Raw genomic sequence first — 18,028 nt, forward strand, 5'->3', positions numbered from 1 at the left:
GGTCAGCTCGTCTGCCCGAGGGCCCGTTGCACGAGACCGGAGATGTCCAGTGCGTCGATCAGTTCTGCGTCGTCGGCGGTGGCCGGTGCGGGGACCTCCGGCTCCGGGCCGGTTTCCGCTTCGGCCAGGCCGAGCAGGGCTTCCAGGACGCCCGCTTCCTTGAACCGGGCGAACGGCACGGCCGCGAGGACCCGCCGGAGGTCGTCTTCCCGCCCGTCCAGCCCGTCGTCGGCCTCCCGGAGGAGTTCGACGCGCAGGTAGCCGACCAGCGCCTCCGGGGTGGGGTAGTCGAAGATCAGCGTCGCGGGCAGCTTGAGCCCGGTGGCCGCGTGCAGGCTGTTGCGGAGGTTGACCGCGGCCAGGGAGTCGAAGCCGACCTCCTGGAACGCCTGCCGCGGGCCGATGCCCTCGGCGCCGCTGTGGCCGAGGACGGTCGAGGCGTGCCCGCGGACCAGCTTCAGCAGGATGCGGTTCTGCTCGGCGTCCGGGACCGCCCGCAGGGAGTCCGCGAGCGACGCCGCGGTGTCGCCGTCTTCGCCGTCGTCCTGCGTCGCCTGGAGGATCGCCTTCGCTTCGGGGAGATCGGCGAACAGCGGGCTGGGCCGCACCGACGTGAACGCGGGGATGAAGGCACCCCAGTCCATGTCGGCCACCGCCACGGCCTTCTCGTTGCCCGCGACGGCCTGCACCATCGCGGTCACCGCCAGCGGCGGCGCCATCGGGAGGACACCGCGGCGGCGCAGCTGGGCGAGGGCGGCCTCGTCCATGCCGATGCCGATCTCGTCCAGGGCGCCCCAGGCGATCGACGTCGCCTTGAGGCCGCGGGCCCGGCGCCATTCGACCAGGGCGTCGAGGACGGCGTTCGCCGCACCGGCCGGGCCCTGGCCGCCACCGCCCCAGATGCCGGCGATCGAGGAGAACACGACGAAGGCGTCGAGCGGGGTGTCCTCGAACAGCTGGTCCAGCCACACGGCGGTGGTCACCTTGGCGGTGAACACCTCGTCGAGGTCGGCCCGCCCGGTGTCGTCGACCGAGCTGGTCTGCGCGATGTCGGCGGCGTGCACCACCGCGGTGACCTCCGACTCCGCCACCAGCCGCGTGATCGCGTCCCGGTCGCCGTCGGCGCAGGACTCGACCGTGGTGCCGGACCCGGCCAGCTCGGCCCGCAGGTCCTCGACGCCGTCGGTGCCGGTGACGATGAGCCGCTCGGCGCCGGACCGCGCGAGCCAGGCCGAGGCGTGCCGGCCGAGCCCTTCGGCCCCACCGGTGACCAGGACCGTGCCGCGGGGTTCCCACTTGCCCGTCGCGGACTCCGGCACCGGCTTGCGGACCAGCCGCCGGTGGTAGACGCCGGACCGGCGGACCGCGAGCTGGTCCTCGCCGCCGGCGCCGTTCAGGACCCCGAGCAGGGCTTGGGCCGTGCGCGCGTCGATCGCGGCCGGCAGGTCGACCAGGCCGCCCCACCGGTCGAGGCGCTCCAGCGCGACGGCGCGGCCGAGGCCCCACACGGCCGCCTGGGCCGGTGCGGTGACGGCGTCCTGGATGCCGATGTTCACCGCGCCGGAGGTGAGGCACCACAGCGGCGCGGTGACGTTGGCGTCACCCAGGGCCTGGACCAGCGCGAGGGTCGAAGCGGTGATCTCGGTGGCGTCCGCGGGCCCGCCGTCGAGCGCGAGCAGCGACAGGACGCCGTCGAGGTCGTGGACACCGCGCAACCGCTCGGCCAGCTGGTCCCTCGACGGGTCCTCGATCTCCAGCCGGACGAGGTCGAGGCCCTGGCCGGCCAGCTCCTTCAGCAGCGCGTCGGAGGTGCCGGCCGGGACGACGGCCAGCCAGCGCCCGCCCGGCACGCCGGTGGCTTCGCGCTCCAGGGGCTGCCAGGTGACCTGGTACCGCAGCTTTTCGGCGGTCGACCGCTCGCGGCGCCGGTCCCGCCACCCGGCCAGCACGGGCACCACGGTGCTGAGCGCCCCGCGCTGTTCCGGCACCAGGTCGAGCAGCTCGGCCAGACTGTCCACATCGGACTGTTCGACGGCGGTCCAGAACTCGGCGTCCACGCCTTCGGCGGCGGCTTCGGTGGTTTCGGCTTCGTGCAGCCAGTAGTGGCGGCGGTCGAAGGCGTACGTCGGCAGGTCGACCCAGCCGGCCGCGGGCAGCGTCGCGGCCCAGTCGACCGCCACGCCCCGGACGAACAGCTCGGCCGCCGAGGCCAGCAGGCGCCGGAGCCCGCCGTCTTCGCGCCGCAGCGAGCCGGTCACCACGGCGTCGTCGCTGATCTCGCTCAGCGGCTGGACCAGCACCGGGTGGGCGCTGATCTCGACGAACACGGTGTACCCCAGCCCGGCCAGGGCCGCGGCCGACGGGCCGAACCGCACCTGCTGCCGCAGGTTCCGGTACCAGTAGCCGCCGTCGACGACGCCCTTCTCGAGCCACGCGCCGAGAACGGTGGAATAGAACGGAATCTGCGGCGCCTGCGCGTCGATCCCGGCCAGGGTCCGGTCCAGGGTGCCGGCGAGGTCTTCGACGTGCCGGGTGTGCGAGGCGTAGTCCACCGCGACCCGCCGCACCCGGACACCGTCGGCTTCGAGGGCTCCGAGGGCCTCGTCCAAGGCCTGCGCGTCGCCCGCGATGACGACCGAGGACGGGCTGTTGACCGCGGCCACCTCGACCCGGTCCGCCCACGACGTCAGCCGCGCGACCGCGTCTTCCTCGCTCAAGGCAACCGACGCCATGCCACCGCGGCCGGCCAGTTCCGCGGCGATCGCCTGGCTGCGCAACGCGACCACCTTGGCCGCGTCGTCCAGCGACAGCGCCCCGGACACGCACGCGGCGGCGATCTCGCCCTGCGAGTGGCCCAGCACGGCATCGGGGACGACACCCAGGGAGTCCCACACGGCGGCGAGGCCGACCATCATCGCGAAGCTCGCGGGCTGCACGACGTCGACGCGGTCCAGCAGGTCGGCGTCGCCGCGCAGGACGTCGAGCAGCGACCAGTCCGTCCACTGCTCCAGCGCGGAGGCGCAGTCCTTGATCCGCTCGGCGAACACCGGCGACGAGTCCAGGAGGTCCCGGCCCATGCCGAGCCACTGCGAGCCCTGGCCGGGGAAGACCCAGACGACCTTGCCGGGCTTCCCCGCGGTCCCGGTCACGACGCCGGGCGCGTTCTCGCCGCGAGCCAGTGCCTGCAGGCCTTCCTGCGCCTCGCCGGCCGAGCCCGCGATGACGACCGCGCGCTCGTTCAGCGTCGCGCGGCCCGAGACCAGGGCCTTGGCGACCCCGGCCGGCGACTCGTCTTCGAGCACCGCGGCCAGCCGGCCGGCCTGCCCGGCCAGGGATCCGGTGCTGCGCGCGGACACCACCAGTGGCACGACGGACGCCTTCGCTTCGGCCGCGGGTTCCTCGGCGGGGCCTTCCTCGATGATCAGGTGCGCGTTCGTGCCGCTGGCGCCGAAGGAGGACACGCCGGCCCGGCGCGGACGCCCGTGGCGCGGCCACTCCCGGGCCTCGGTGAGCACCTCGATCGCGCCCGCGGACCAGTCGACCTGGCTCGTGCGCTCGCCGGCGTGCAGCGTGGCCGGCATGACGCCGTTCCGCATGGCCATGACCATCTTGATCACGCCGACCACCCCGGCGGCGGCCTGCGTGTGCCCGATGTTCGACTTCAGCGAGCCGAGCCACAGCGGCGTCTCCCGCTCCTGCCCGTAGGTGGCCAGCAGCGCCTGGACCTCGATCGGGTCACCCAGCGCCGTGCCGGTCCCATGGCCTTCGACGACGTCCACATCGGACGGAGCGAGTCCGGCCGAAGCCAGCGCGCCGCGGATCACCCGCTGCTGCGAAGGCCCGTTCGGGGCGGTGAGGCCGTTGGACGCGCCGTCCTGGTTCACCGCACTGCCGCGCAGCACGGCCATGATCCGGTGCCCGCGCTCCTGCGCCACCGAAAGCCGTTCGAGGACGACCACGCCGACGCCCTCGGCCCAGCCCGTGCCGTCCGCGCCCTCCGCGTAGGCCTTGCACCGGCCGTCGGCGGACAGGCCGCGCTGGCGGGAGAACTCCAGGAAGGCGTCCGGGCTGGCCATCACGGTCGCGCCGCCGGCCAGCGCCATCGAGCACTCGCCCTGCCGCAGGGCCTGCGCCGCGAGGTGGATGGCGACCAGGGACGACGAGCAAGCGGTGTCCACGGTGACCGCCGGGCCCTCGAAGCCGAAGACGTAGGCCACCCGGCCGGACGCGACGCTCGAAGCCGTGCCGGTCATCGTGTAGCCCTGGACGTCCTCGGGCACTTCGCGCAGCCGCGTCACGTAGTCGTGGTGGACGATCCCGGTGAAGACGCCGACGTCGCTGCCGCGCGCGGAGAGCGGGTCGACGCCCGCGCGTTCGAGGGCCTCCCACGACGTCTCCAGCAGCAGCCGCTGCTGCGGGTCCATGGCAAGGGCTTCGCGCGGCGAAATGCCGAAGAGACCGGCGTCGAACTGGGCCGCGTCGTGCAGGAAGCCACCCGAGCGCGTGTAACTCGTCCCGGCGTGGGCCGGGTCCGGGTGGTAGAGGCCGTCGAGGTCCCAGCCGCGGTCGACCGGGAAGCCGGTGATCGCGTCCCGGCCTTCGGCGACGAGGTTCCACAGCTCTTCGGGGCTGTCCGCGCCGCCCGGCAGGCGGGTGCTCATGCCGACGATCGCGATCGGCTCGTCGGAGACCTCCCGCGTCACCACGACCGGCGCGGCCGGACGCTCGCCGGAGAGCTCGGCCCGCAGGTGGCCGGCGAGGACGGCCGGGTTCGGGTAGTCGAAGATCAGCGTGCTGGGCAGGTCGACGCCGGTGAAGTCGCGCAGGCGGTTGCGCAGCTTGATCGCGCTCAGGGAGTCGAACCCGTGGTCCTTGAACGACCGGTCGAGGTCGAACGCGTCGGCGTCCCGGTGCCCGAGCACCACGGCGGCGCTCTCCCGGACCAGCTCGAGGACGTCCGTCACCGGCCGGGCGGCGACCGGCTCGGCAGGCGGGGCGAGTTCCGGGGTGTCGTCGGTGTCGACCCAGAAACGCTGGTGCTGGAAGGCGTAGGTGGGCAGAACGGTCCCGACCGCCGTCGCCGGCCGGTCGATGACGGCCGTCCAGTCCACGGCCACGCCGCGGACGTGCAGTTCGGCGAGCGCGGTCAGGACGTCCGGGACCTCGGCGCCGTTCTTGCGCAGGGTGGCGACGCAGCTCTGCTCGGACCCGCCGAGCGTGCCGAGCGCCATGGCGGCGAGCGCCCCGCCCGGACCGAGTTCGAGGTACGTCGTCGCGCCCTGGCCGCTCAGCGCGGTGACGGCGTCGCTGAACCGCACGGCGTCGCGCACCTGGCGGACCCAGTAGTCCGGGGTGTCGAGCGCCGCGGTCTCCCCGGTCAGCGTCGAGACGACGGGCAGCGCGCCGGGCCGGTAGGTCAGGCGTTCCGCGACCGCCCGGAACTCGTCGAGCATCGGCTCCATGAGCGGCGAGTGGAAGGCGTGGCTGACGGTCAGCCGCTTCGTCTTGCGGCCACGGCCCGCCAGGTCGGCCGCGGCGGCGAGCACGGCGTCCTCGGCGCCGGAGAGCACGACCGAGTCCGGGCCGTTGACCGCGGCGACGCAGACGCCGGCGCCGAGCAGGGGCGCGACCTCGTCCTCGGTCGCCTGGACGGCCACCATCGCGCCACCCGCGGGCAGCGCCTGCATCAGCCGGCCGCGCGCGGCGACCAGTTCGCCCGCCTCGGCCAGGTCCAGGACCCCGGACACGTGCGCGGCGGCGAGCTCGCCGATCGAGTGGCCGGCCAGCAGGTCCGGCCGGACGCCCCAGGACTCGAAGAGCCGGAACAGCGCGGTTTCCACGGCGAACAGCGCGCCCTGGGTGTACATCGTCCGGTCGAGCAGGTCGCGGTCGGTGAAGACGACCTCGCGCAGCGGACGTCCGCCCAGGTGCGTGTCCACGGCGGCGCAGGCGGCCTCGAAGGCGTCGCGGAAGACCGGGAACGTCTCGGCGAGTTCGCGGCCCATGCCCACCCACTGGCTGCCCTGGCCGGTGAACAGGACGGCCAGCTTGCCGTCCACCGGCGTCCCGGTCACGACACCGGGGCCGAAGGCAGTGAGGTCGCCGCGGAGCCGGTCCCGGTCGGAGGCCAGGACGACGGCCCGGTGGTCGAGCTGGGCCCGGGTGGTGGCGAGCGCGTGGGCGACGTCGGGGACGCGCACCTCGGTGCCGAGGAAGCCGGCGAGCCGCGCGGCCTGTCCGCGCAGTCCGGCCGCCGAACGCGCGGAGAGCAGCACCGGCACCAGGAACCCGGCCGGCTCCGGGGCCGCGGTCCCGGCCGATTGCGGCACCTCTTCGAGGACGACGTGCGCGTTGGTGCCGCCGATGCCGAACGAGGACACGCCCGCCCGGCGCGGGTGGCCGCCGGCCGGCCAGTCGCGGGCCTCGGTGAGCAGTTCCACCGCCCCGGCCGACCAGTCCACGTGGGACGACGGCCGGTCGACGTGCAGCGTCTTGGGCAGGACGCCGTGGCGCATGGCCATGACCATCTTGATCACGCCCGCGACCCCGGCCGCGGCCTGCGTGTGCCCGAGGTTCGACTTCACCGAACCCAGCCACAGCGGCTGCTCGCGATCCTGCCCGTAGGTGGCGAGCAGCGCCTCGGCCTCGATCGGGTCGCCCAGGGTGGTCCCGGTGCCGTGCGCCTCCACCGCGTCGACGTCCGAAGTGGACAGTCCGGCGGCGGCGAGGGCCTTGCGGATCACGCGCTGCTGGGACGGGCCGTTCGGGGCGGTCAGGCCGTTGGACGCGCCGTCGGAGTTGACCGCCGAGCCGCGGACCACGGCCAGGACCTGGTGGCCCTGTCGCCTCGCCTCGGACAGCCGCTCCACCAGGAGCAGGCCGACCCCCTCGGACCAGCCGGTGCCGTCGGCGGCGTCGGCGAACGCCTTGCACCGGCCGTCCGGCGCCAGGCCGCGCTGCCGCGAGAACTCGACGAACGTCTCGACCGTGCCCATCACCATCACGCCGCCGGCCAGCGCCATCGAGCACTCGCCGCGCTGCAGCGCCTGCACCGCCATGTGCAGCGCGACCAGCGAAGACGAGCACGCGGTGTCGACCGTGACGGCCGGGCCTTCGATGCCGTAGTGGTAGGCGACGCGGCCGGAGAGCACGCTCGCCGAGCCGCCGGTGAGCCGGAAGCCCTCGACCCCGGTGGCCCGGTGCATCCGCACGCTGTAGTCGTGGCTGTTGACGCCGGCGAAGACGCCGATGTCCTGCCCGGCCAGGGTGGTCGGGTCGATCGCGGCCCGCTCGAACAGCTCCCAGGACGTTTCCAGCAGCAGCCGCTGCTGCGGGTCCATGGCGAGCGCCTCGTTCGGCGAGATGCCGAAGAAGGCGGCGTCGAAGCCGGCGGCGTCGTCGAGGAAGGCGCCGTGCCGGACGTACGTGGTGCCTTCGTGGTCGGGGTCTTCGTGGTAGAGCCGGTCGGTGTCCCAGCCGCGGTCGGCGGGGAACTCGGTGACCGCGTCGACGCCGTCGGCGACCAGCCGCCACAGGTCCTCGGGGCTGCGCACGCCGCCGGGGAACCGGCACGCCATCGCCACGATCGCGATCGGCTCGTCCACGACGGCGGTGCCGATCTCGGCCGGCCGCCGCGCGGTTTCGCCGAACAGCTTGGTGCGCAGGTGTTCCGCGAGCGCCGGGGGCTTCGGGTAGTCGAAGATCATCGCCGGGGACAGGGTGAGCCCGGTCGCGGCCGCGAGGCGGTTCCGCAGCTCGACCGCGGTCAGCGAGTCGAAGCCGGCGTCCTTGAACGTCCGTCCGGAGTGGACGGACTCGGGACCGGAGTGGCCGAGGACCTCGGCGGCGTGCCGCCGGACCAGATCGAGCAGCGCTGCGGCCTGTTCGGCCTCCCCCAAGCCGGCGAGACGCTCGGTGAGCGACGCGGTCTTGGCCGCGGTCCGGCGCGGCAGCGGAGCCAGGCCGCGCAGCAGCGGCGGCACCGGGCCACCGGCCTTCGCCGTCGCCCGCAGGGCGGCGACGTCGAACTTGGCCGCGACCAGCGCACCGCCGGTGCCGATGGCGGCGTCGAGCAGGGCCATGCCTTCGTCGGCGGGGAGGCCGGACATGCCGATCCGCTGGTTGCGCCGCAGGTCGGCGGCGCCCAGGTGCTCGGTCATGCCGCTGACCGTCGACCAATAGCCCCAGGCGATGGACACGGCCGGCAGACCCAGGCTGTTCCGCCGGCGGGCCAACGCGTCCAGCTCGGCGTTGGCCGCCGCGTACCCGGCCTGGCCGGGGTTGCCGAGCACCCCCGCGGCCGAGGAGAACAGCACGAACGCGGCGAGGTCGGCGTCCCGGGTGAGTTCGTCCAGGTGCCGGGCGGCGTCCACCTTCGGGCGCCGCACGGTGTCGAGCCGGTCGGGGGTCAGCTCGGTGATGACACCGTCGGCCAGCACGCCGGCGGTGTGGATCACGGCGGTGAGCGGGTGCTCGGCCGGGATCGCCCGCAGGACGGCCTCGACCTGCGCCCGGTCGGCCACGTCGCAGGCGGCGATGGTGACGGACGCTCCGAGCGCGGTCAGCTCGGCGTGCAGTTCGGGGGCCTCGCCGCGGCGGCTGACCAGCACCAGGTGCCGGACGCCGTGCGCGGTGACGAGGTGCCGGGCGGTCAGCGCGCCGAGCGTGCCGGTGCCGCCGGTGATCAGGACGGTGCCTTCGGGGTCGAGCGGCCGCGCCGGCGGGAGCGGGGTCACCCGGGCCAGCCGCGGCACCGAAGCGACGCCGTCGCGCACCCTGACCTGGGGTTCGCCGCTCGCCACCACGGCGGGCAGCGCGGCGTGGTCGTCGAGGTCGGCCAGGACGATCCGGCCGGGGTGTTCCGACTGCGCCGAGCGCACCAGGCCCCAGATCGCGGCCGCGCCGGGTTCGGTGCCGTCCCCGGTGACGACGGCCAGCCGGGTTTCCCCGGGCTCGGCCAGCCAGGCCTGGAGCGCGGAGAGGGTGCCCTCGACCGACGTGGCTTCGTGGGTGACGAAGCCGGCTTCGCCCGCGGGAAGCGGGATTTCGGTCCAGTCGACGCGGAAGAGCGCGTCGGTGGTCCCCGGTTCACGCGCGAACGACGTGCCGCGCACCGCGTCGACGGTTAGGACGGGCTGCCCGGCCGGGTCGGTCAGCCGCAGGCCGGTCGCCGTCGGCGTCACGGTCACGGCCGTGGCCCCGGAAGCCAGCAGGGACACGCCGGTCCAGACGGACGGGAGCAGGTCGTCGCCGACGACCGTGCGGACGGCCGCGTCGAGCAGCGCGGGGTGGATGCCGAAGCGGTCGGTGTCCCGCAGGCCGTCGACGGTGACGTCGGTGGCGACTCCCGCCGCCGCCGGGTCAGGCACCTCGGCGGCGGCGGGAGGAGCAAGGGTGCCGTGGGCGTGCCGCGTCCACGGTTCGTCCGCCTCGCGGGAGAAGACCTCGATCGGCCGTCGCCGCTGCTCGCCGGGCTCGCCGACGATCAGCTGGACGTCCCGGCCGCCGCGCTGCGGCAGCACCACCGGCGTGTCGATGGTCAGGTCGGCGAGGAAGGGGGTGGCGGCCAGGTCGCCGAGCCGGATGGCCGCCTCGACCAGCGCCGCGTTCGGCACCAGGCCGTCCGCCGCCCAGGGCTGCGTCCGGCGCGTCCACCGGGCCACGGCGGTGAGGCGGTCCGAGCCGGGCGAGCTGACGATCGTGCCCAGGAGGGGGTCGCCGGCCGACTCGGGTGCGGCCGGTTCGAGCCAGTAGTGCCGGTGGTCGAAGGCGTAGGTCGGCAGGTCCACCCAGCCGGCGGCGGGCACCACCGCCGTCCAGTCCACGTCGGCGCCGCCGGTGAACACCTCGCCCATCGACGTCAGCAGGCGCCGCAGGCCACCGTCGTCCCGCCGCAAGGTCCCGACGACGACCGCACCGGTGAGTTCGCTCAGCGGCTGGACCGTCACCGGGTGCGCGCTGACCTCGACGAACACCGTGTGGCCCTGGTCGAGCAGAGCCGCCGCGGCCGCGCCGAACCGGACCTGGTTGCGCAGGTTGCGGTACCAGTAGCCGCCGTCCAGGACACCGGCGTCGCGAATCCATTCGCTCGTGACGGTCGAGTAGAACGGCACCACCGGCGCCTGCGCGCGGATCCCGGCCAGGGTCTCGGCCAGGGTGTCCTCGATGTCTTCGACGTGCCGGGTGTGGGACGCGTAGTCCACGGCCACCCGCCGCACGCGGATTCCTTCGCCGGACAGGACTTCGAGGGTCTCGTCGAGGGCCTGGGCGTCCCCGGCGATCACGACCGACGTGGGCCCGTTGACGGCGGCCACCTCGACGCCGTCCGCCAGCCGCGAGGCGACGTCGTCCTCGCCGAGGGCGACCGAAGCCATCCCGCCGCGGCCGGAGAGTTCCGCCGCGATGGCCTGGCTGCGCAGGGCCACCACCTTGGCGGCGTCTTCCAGCGACAGTGCCCCCGACACGCAGGCGGCCGCGATCTCGCCCTGCGAGTGGCCGACGACGGCGTCCGGGCGCACCCGCACGGACTCCCACACCGCGGCCAAACCGACCATCACCGCGAAACACGCGGGCTGCAGCACGTCGACCCGGTCCAGGTCGCCTTCGCCGCGGAGGACGTCGAGCAGCGACCAGTCGATCCACGGTTCCAGCGCGGCCGCGCACTCGGCGATCCGCGCGGCGAACACCGGGGACTCGTCGAGGAGCTCGCGGCCCATCCCGGCCCACTGCGTTCCCTGGCCGGGGAAGACCCACACGACCTTGCCCGGCGTCCCGGTTTCACGGCGGACCAGGGTCCGCAGCCCGGTCACGGCTTCCTCGCGGGAACCGGCCACGACGACCGCGCGCTCGTCCAGCACCGCGCGCCGCGACACCAGCGCCGCGGCGACCTCGGTCAGCGAGACGTCCCCTTCGAGGAGCGTCGCCAGCCGTTCGGCCTGCCCGGACAGCGCCTCCTTGCTGCGCGCCGACACCACCAGCGGCACCACCGCTGCTTCCGAGGTGGCGACCGCCTCTTCGGCGGGTGCTTCCTCGATGATCAGGTGCGCGTTGGTGCCGCTGACGCCGAACGACGACACCCCGGCCCGGCGCGGCCGGCCGTTGCGCGGCCACTCGCGGGCTTCCGTCAGCAGCTCGACGGCTCCGGCGGCCCAGTCCACCTCGAGAGTCGGTTTGTCGACATGCAGTGTCGGCGGCAAAACCTCGTGCCGCAGCGCCTGCACCATCTTGATCACGCCCGCGACGCCCGCGGCCGCCTGCGCGTGCCCGATGTTCGACTTCAGCGACCCCAGCCACAACGGCGTCTCACGCTCCTGGCCGTAGGTGGCCAGCAGGGCCTGCGCCTCGATCGGGTCGCCCAGGGTCGTCCCGGTGCCGTGCGCCTCGACGACGTCCACATCGGACGGTCCCAGCCCGGCCGCGGCCAGCGCGCGGCGGATGACCCGCTGCTGCGAGAGGCCGTTCGGCGCGGTGAGCCCGTTCGAGGCGCCGTCCTGGTTGACCGCGCTGCCGCGCAGCACGGCGAGGACCCGGTGGCCGCGCTCCCGCGCCACCGAAAGCCGCTCGAGGACGACCACGCCGACGCCTTCGGACCAGCCGGTGCCGTCGGCCGCTGCCGCGAAGGCCTTGCACCGCCCGTCGGGGGCCAGCGCGCGCTGGCGGGAGAACTCGACGAACGACCCCGGCGTCGCCATCACGGTGACCCCGCCGGCCAGTGCCATCGAGCACTCGCCCTGCCGCAGCGCCTGCGCGGCGAGGTGCATCGCGACCAGCGACGACGAGCACGCCGTGTCCACGGTGACCGCCGGGCCCTCCAGGCCCAGCACGTACGACACCCGGCCCGACGCCACGCTCGACGCGACCCCGGTGGTGACGAACCCTTCGAGTTCCGGCGACACCGCACCGGCTCCGTAGCCCTGGCCCATCAGGCCGGAGAACACCCCGGTGTCGGTGCCCTTCAACGCGATCGGGTCGACGCCGGCGTTCTCGAGGGCCTCCCACGACGTCTCCAGCAGCAGCCGCTGCTGCGGGTCCATCGCGACGGCCTCGCGGGGCGAGATCCCGAAGAACCCCGCGTCGAACTGGCCGGCGTCGTGCAGGAAGCCGCCCTGGCCGACGTACGACGTCCCGGCGCGTTCCCGATCCGGGTCGATCAGGGTATCGAGGTCCCAGCCGCGATCCTCGGGGAACGCCGAGACGGCGTCGACGCGCTCGGCCACCAGCCGCCACAGGTCCTCCGGGGAGGCCACGCCACCCGGCAGCCGGCACGCCATGCCGACGATCGCGATCGGCTCGTCCGGGTCGGCCGCCACCACCGGCTCGGCGAGGTCCTGGGTGAGCCCGAGCAGCTCGGCCCGGACGCGGGTGGCCAGCGCGGCCGGCGTCGGGTGGTCGAAGACGGCGCTGGCGGGCAGCCAGAGGCCGGTGTGCTCGGTCAGCCGGTTGCGCAGTTCGACGATGGCCAGCGAGGTGAAGCCGAGGTCGCGGAACGCCCGCCCGGCCGGGACCGGCTGCCCCAGCACGTCGGCCGCCTGGGTGCGGACGAGGTCCTCCAGGAGCTCGCCCTGCGCACGTTCGTCCAAACCGGACAGTCGCGCCCGCAGCGCCGCCGCGACCGCCTCGTCGGCGGACCGCGACTGCTCCTCGTGTTCGGTCGCCGCGTACCGCAGCTCACCGGGCTCGTCGGCCAGGAGGTTCCGCCGGACCTTGCCCGACGCGGTCCGCGGGATGTGGGCGACCTCGAGGATCCGCTCAGGCACCTTGCAGGCGGACAGCTGCTCGCGGCACTTCGCGATCAGCTCGCCCGCGTCGAACCCGTCCGGCCCGGGGATCACGTAGGCGACCGGCACCTCGCCGAGCGTGTCGTGCGGGACGCCGCCGACCGCCGCGTCCGCGACGCCGCCGGCCGTGCGCAGGACGGCCTCGATCTCGCCGGGGTGGATGTTCGCGCCGCCCCGGATGATGAGTTCCTTGATCCGGCCGCGGATGGTGAAGTAGCCGGCGTCGTCGCGGCGGGCCAGGTCGCCGGTGCGGAACCAGCCGTCGCGCATCGCCGCGGCGGTCGCCTCCGGGCTGTTGTGGTAGCCGAGCATGACGTTCGGCCCGCTGACCCAGACCTCGCCCTCCTGGCCGGCCGGGACCTCGAGCCCGGTCTCGGGGTCGACGACCCGCACGCCGACACCGGGCACGGGCCGGCCGCACGAGCCGTCGACCCGGGCGCCGTCCGGCGGGTTCATGGTGATGGCCCCGCAGGTCTCGGTGCTGCCGTAGGCGTCGATCAGCGGGACGCCGAAGGTTTCTTCGAAGTCGCTGCGCAGCCCGGCGCCGAGGACCGCGCCCCCGGCCAGGCCGATGCGCAGGCTCGGGGCGGAGAACCCGCTCTGGCGGGCGGCCCGCACGAGGTGGTGGTAGGTGGTCGGCACGCCGGCCAGGAACGTCGTGTCCTCGGCCTGGAGCAGCCGCATGACGTCGGCGGCGGAGCTGCCGTCCGCGATCCGGACGGTCGCGCCGACCACGGTGGCGGACAGGACGCAGGCGATGTGCGAAAGGCTGTGGAACAGCGGGAGCGGCCAGAGCACCCGGTCTTCGTCGCTCAGCCCGGGGATCGGGACGTAGCAGGACGCGACGGACCAGAGGCAGTTGCGCTGGGTCGACACGACGCCCTTGGGCCGTCCGGTCGTCCCCGACGTGTAGAACATCCACGCCGGTTCGTCGAGGCCGAGGTCGTCCGCGGCGGGCTCGGCCGGTTCGGTGCCGGCGAGTTCGTCGTACGAGTGCGCGCCCGCCGGGACGTCGTCGCCGGTCACCAGCAGCTGGACGTGCGGCGCGAGCGGCAGCCGGGCCGCCTGGACGGCGTCGGTGATGACGACCGTGGCGCCGCTGTCGGTCAGCGGGTGCTCGAGCTCCGCCGTCGCCGCCCCGGGGTTGAGCGGCACGCCGACGCCGCCCGCCCGCAGGACCGCGTAGTAACTCTCCACAGTGGACACCCGGTTGCCGAGGCAGATCGCCACCCGGTCCCCGTGCCGGACGCCGAGGCCGGCCAGGTGCCCGGCCAGCCGCCGCGTCCGCGCCTCGAGGTCGCCGTAGGTGACGGCCCGGTGGTCGTCGGCGAAGGCGGTTTTGCCGGCGAAGCGGGTCGCGTTCTCCAGGAGTGCGACGTGAAGTGGCTTGATGAGATCGGTGCGCACTGTGCCGCAGATCCTTTCGGCTATACGTGGGGAAGAACGCTCACCAGGAGACGGGGAGCTTCTTCACCGAGAAGACGGAACCCTTCAGCCGCAGCGGAACCTCGTCGGCCGGGACGGCCAGCTTCAGGCCGGGGAACGCCCGCAGGAGCGCGGTGAAGCCGGCGCGCAGCTCGATGCGCGCCAGGTTCTGGCCCAGGCACTGGTGGATGCCGAAGCCGAACGCCACGTGCCCGGAGGTGTCGCGCTCGATGTCCAGCTCCGCGGGACAGCCGAACTTCGCCGGGTCGCGGTTGGCCGCGGGCAGCGACACCGTCACCGTGTCGCCCTTCTTGATCAGCTCGCCCTCCAGCTTCACGTCCTCCAGCGCGGTGCGGTAGGTGTGGTACTGGTTGACGGTCAGGTAGCGCAGCAGTTCCTCGATCGCGGCGTCGAGCTTCTCCGGCTCCGCCCGCAGCTTCGCCAGCTGGCCGGTGTGGTGCAGCAGCGCGAAGACGCCGGTGGCGAGCGCGCCTTCGGTGGTCTCGTACCCGGCGAACAGGAGCAGGGTGACGATGTTGCGCAGTTCCTCCTGGGTCAGGTCCTCGGTGACGAGCGAGCTGATCAGGTCGTCCTGGGGCTGCTGCCGGCGCCGCTCGATGACCTCGTCGAAGAACTTCCCGGCCACCTCGTAGGCGGCCGCGGCCTCGGCCGGGTCCGCTTCCGCGTCGTGCAGGAGGGTCACCGCGGGCACGTACCGGTCTCGCTCCTCGTACGGCAGGCCGACGAGTTCGCCCAGCATGCGCAGGACGAGCGGCTTGGCGAAGTCCATGACGACGTCGGCGGTCCCGCCCTTGGCCCGCATGACCTCGATCTGCTCGGCGGCCACGGCCTCGACGCGGGGGATCAGCCGGCTGGTGCGGCGGACGGTGAACTCGCCGGTCAGCAGCTTGCGGTAGCGGGTGTGCTCGGGCGGGTCCATGTGGATGAACATGCCGGGGATCAGCGGGTGGGTCGGGATGACCTGGCCCTGGTGGGTGACCGGGAAGTGGCCGACCTCGCAGCTGTGGCTGAACCGCAGGTCACTGAGGACCTCGCGGACCAGCTCGTAGCTGGAGACGATCCAGCCGACGTGCCCATCCGGGTAGACCATCTTCGCGAGCGGACGTTCTTCGCGCAGCGCGTCGAAAATCGCGGGCGGGTCGAACTTGTCGGTCCGATCCCACGGCACCTCGAAGGAGATTGCGTCGGTCATGGAAACCTTTCCCGGGGGTCTTATTCGGCGATCTTCGTGCGGTGCGACCAGCGGAACACCGCGATGTCGCAGCCGTCGACGGCCTGGAATTCGCCGCCGTGCACGAAATGCTCGTACCCGGCGCCGTGGCGGATCTTGAGCGTGTTCTCCAGCGCGGCGGCGTCGACGCTCCGGTGCGCCAGCGCCAGTTCGGCCGGTCCACCGCTCAACGCGATTTTCACCTGCGTAGCACTCATCGCGGCCTCCACCTATTTCGGGAATCTCCCAGCACAGAGCAGTATTTTCATTCTCGATTCAGGCTAGGCGAGCTGCCGCAAGGCGACATCCCTCACTCTGGTAGGGCCCTCCGGGCGGGTGCCACGGGCACACCGAAAAGGGGCTTTCCCCTGTGGCACAGGAGAAAGCCCCTTCCGGACGAAGGCTGCGTCAGCCGGCGGGCGGCAGGTCCACGGGCTGCCCGGTGTGCGCCGATTCGTAGGCCGCCTGGACGATCCGGAACGTCCTGAGCGCGGACGGGCCGTCCGGCCCCGCTCCGGTACCGGCGAGGAAATCTCTGAGCAGCAACGCATGCAGGTCTTCGCCACCCAGCTCGGGCCGCTCGCCGTCGAGCAGCCGCGGACCGGCGTCGTACTGCACGCCCCCTTTGTCCCCGATGAAGGTGACGGTGGGCCGGCCCGTCGCGGACCCGCTGCGGCGGCAGTCGAACGACGCCACCTGCCCGCTGCGGTACCGCACGGTGAGCACGGCAGCGCTTTCCCCGGTCCGTCCACTGAGGACGATGTTGGTCTGGGCGTACACCTGCCGCGCGGGCTCACCGCCGAGGACGGCGTCGGCCAGGTCGAGCAGGTACGGCGCGGCGGCCCCCAGCACCCCGTCCGCGCTGGTGGTCAGCGAGCCGAGGACGGTCGTCAGGTCACCGATCCCGCCGTCGGCGATTCCCTTGCGCACCACCGCGAACGCCTCGCCGTGGCAGGCCGGGGACGCAAAGGTGAGCCGGTCGCCGCCGGCGTCGACCATGGCTTTCAGGTCCGCTTCCTTGGCGGCCGTCGGGTGTTCGCACAGCACGCGCGCGCCGGCCTCGGCGGCCAGCCGGACCGGCTCGAACGCGTCCCAGCTCGCGGTGGCGACGACTTCGACGTCCGGCGTGCTTCGCAACGCCTTGGCGTGGTGCTCGGGCGCGGACGACAGGATGGCGACCTTCACGCTGCTCCCCTCACCGGAAGTTCGACGGCCCGCCCGGTCCACGCGGACTCGGCGGCGGCGTGGATGATCCGCACGGCGGCCAGCGCGTCCGTCGCCCCGATCCGCGGTTCGGGCCCGCCCGCGAACGCCGTGGCGAACTCCCGCATTTCGGTGGCGAACACCGACGGCCCGCCGTAGCCGAAGTTCTCGGCCCCGCCGTCGACCACCCGGACTTCCTGGGGCCAGTCGGAGTCGTAGCTGACCGTCCCGCCGGTGCCCGAGACGTGGAAGGCCACCCGCACCGGCGGCCGCGGCGTCGCGGTCCACCGGCTCACGACCTGGCTGATGGCCCCGTTGGCGTGGGTGAGCACGGCGGTCCCGGTGGCGACGGCTCCCTCGGGGGCCGGGGTGGCGATGTCGCCCTGGTAGCAGGCGTGCACGCGGACGACGTCCCCGAAGACCCAGTGGGCGAGGTCGGCGCCGTGCAGCAGCTGGTCGGTGAGGATGCCGCCCGACCGCGCGGAGGCGGTCCCGGTCCAGGGCCGCGGGTGGTAGGCGGAGAAGGAGAACCGGCCGATCGCGCATTCGCCCAGCCGCCCGCTCGCGACGAGCTCGTGAAGCCGGGCGTAGGGGGCGGCGAACCGCACGTCGTGGGCGGCGTAGAGCCGCACGCCGGCCTTCTCGGCGGCGTCGACGATCTCCTCGGCTTCTTCGGCACTGGCGGCCAGCGGCTTCTCGCACACGACGCCGACCCCGGCGGCGATGGCGGTCATGGCGATCTGGTGGTGACTCGCGGTCGGCGTGCAGATGTCGACGGCATCGGCCCCGTCGAGCGCCTCGGCCAGGGACCCGGCGGCCTTCGCGCCGAACTCCCGCGCAAGCTCGGCGCCCCGGCCGTCGTCGGAGTGGACCCGCACGACGGCCCCGGCGCCGAGCCACGCTTCCAGGTGCAGGCGGGCGATCAGCCCCGCACCGATCAGAGCCACCTCGAGCGGCCGCGATGTCTTCACCCACCGAGACTCGCCCACACCGCCCGGTGGCAGCCATTACCAACGTGGGTAGTTCGCGCTGCCACACTGGCCGGCATGTGCGAGGCATGCGAACTCGAAGCCGACCTTCCAGCGCAGCGCTGGCCGACCTGCGGCGCTACGTCACGGACCTGGACGGCACCACCGAACCGAGGCTCACGCTGATCCCACGGTGGGCCGAAGCGTGCGGGCTCGTGCGGATCCTGAAGGGCGCGCACGTGCCGGTGAAGAAGAACGCGAAGCTGCTCAAGCAACCGCTGGAGCTGTGGGCCCGCGCATTCGCAACGCTGGGGGAAGCCGGTTACGGCCTCCTGCTGTACGGACTGGCCGACCAGATGCCGGCCTTGGCGGTGGGGCTCGAAATCCGGGAGAACTCACGGTGACGCCACGCCCTCCGGGTGACC

The 18,028-nt window shown here is 73.7% G+C and carries 6 protein-coding genes; 1 reads left to right on the plus strand and 5 read right to left on the minus strand.

The features are described from left to right. Positions 1–2 precede the first annotated feature (2 nt). From ACWDN5_RS25425 to ACWDN5_RS25445, 5 genes are all read right to left on the minus strand, one after another. Positions 3–14,183, minus strand: a complete 14,181-nt coding sequence (locus ACWDN5_RS25425; RefSeq protein WP_449678006.1) for a type I polyketide synthase — start codon at positions 14,181–14,183, stop codon at positions 3–5. Between the two features lie 40 nt (positions 14,184–14,223). After that, positions 14,224–15,414, minus strand: coding sequence for a cytochrome P450 (locus ACWDN5_RS25430; RefSeq protein WP_449678007.1), 1,191 nt, complete (start codon positions 15,412–15,414; stop codon positions 14,224–14,226). Between the two features lie 20 nt (positions 15,415–15,434). Then, positions 15,435–15,650 (minus strand): DUF5988 family protein, encoded by a 216-nt coding sequence (locus ACWDN5_RS25435; protein WP_449678008.1) that lies wholly within the window; start codon positions 15,648–15,650, stop codon positions 15,435–15,437. 190 nt (positions 15,651–15,840) lie between these two features. After that, positions 15,841–16,617: a Gfo/Idh/MocA family protein gene (locus ACWDN5_RS25440; RefSeq protein WP_449678009.1), complete on the minus strand. Its 777-nt coding sequence runs from the start codon at positions 16,615–16,617 to the stop codon at positions 15,841–15,843. Next, positions 16,614–17,606, minus strand: a complete 993-nt coding sequence (locus tag ACWDN5_RS25445; RefSeq protein ID WP_449678010.1) for a Gfo/Idh/MocA family protein — start codon at positions 17,604–17,606, stop codon at positions 16,614–16,616. The genes ACWDN5_RS25440 and ACWDN5_RS25445 overlap by 4 nt, the downstream gene beginning before the upstream one ends. An 86-nt stretch (positions 17,607–17,692) precedes the next feature. Between ACWDN5_RS25445 and ACWDN5_RS25450 the strand changes: the two genes are divergently transcribed. Further along, positions 17,693–18,007 carry a hypothetical protein gene (locus ACWDN5_RS25450; RefSeq protein ID WP_449678011.1) on the plus strand — a complete coding sequence of 105 codons (315 nt, stop codon included), beginning with the start codon at positions 17,693–17,695 and terminating at the stop codon, positions 18,005–18,007. The last annotated feature ends 21 nt before the right edge of the window (positions 18,008–18,028 follow it).

The sequence above is a fragment of the Amycolatopsis sp. NPDC003731 genome, assembly GCF_053586895.1.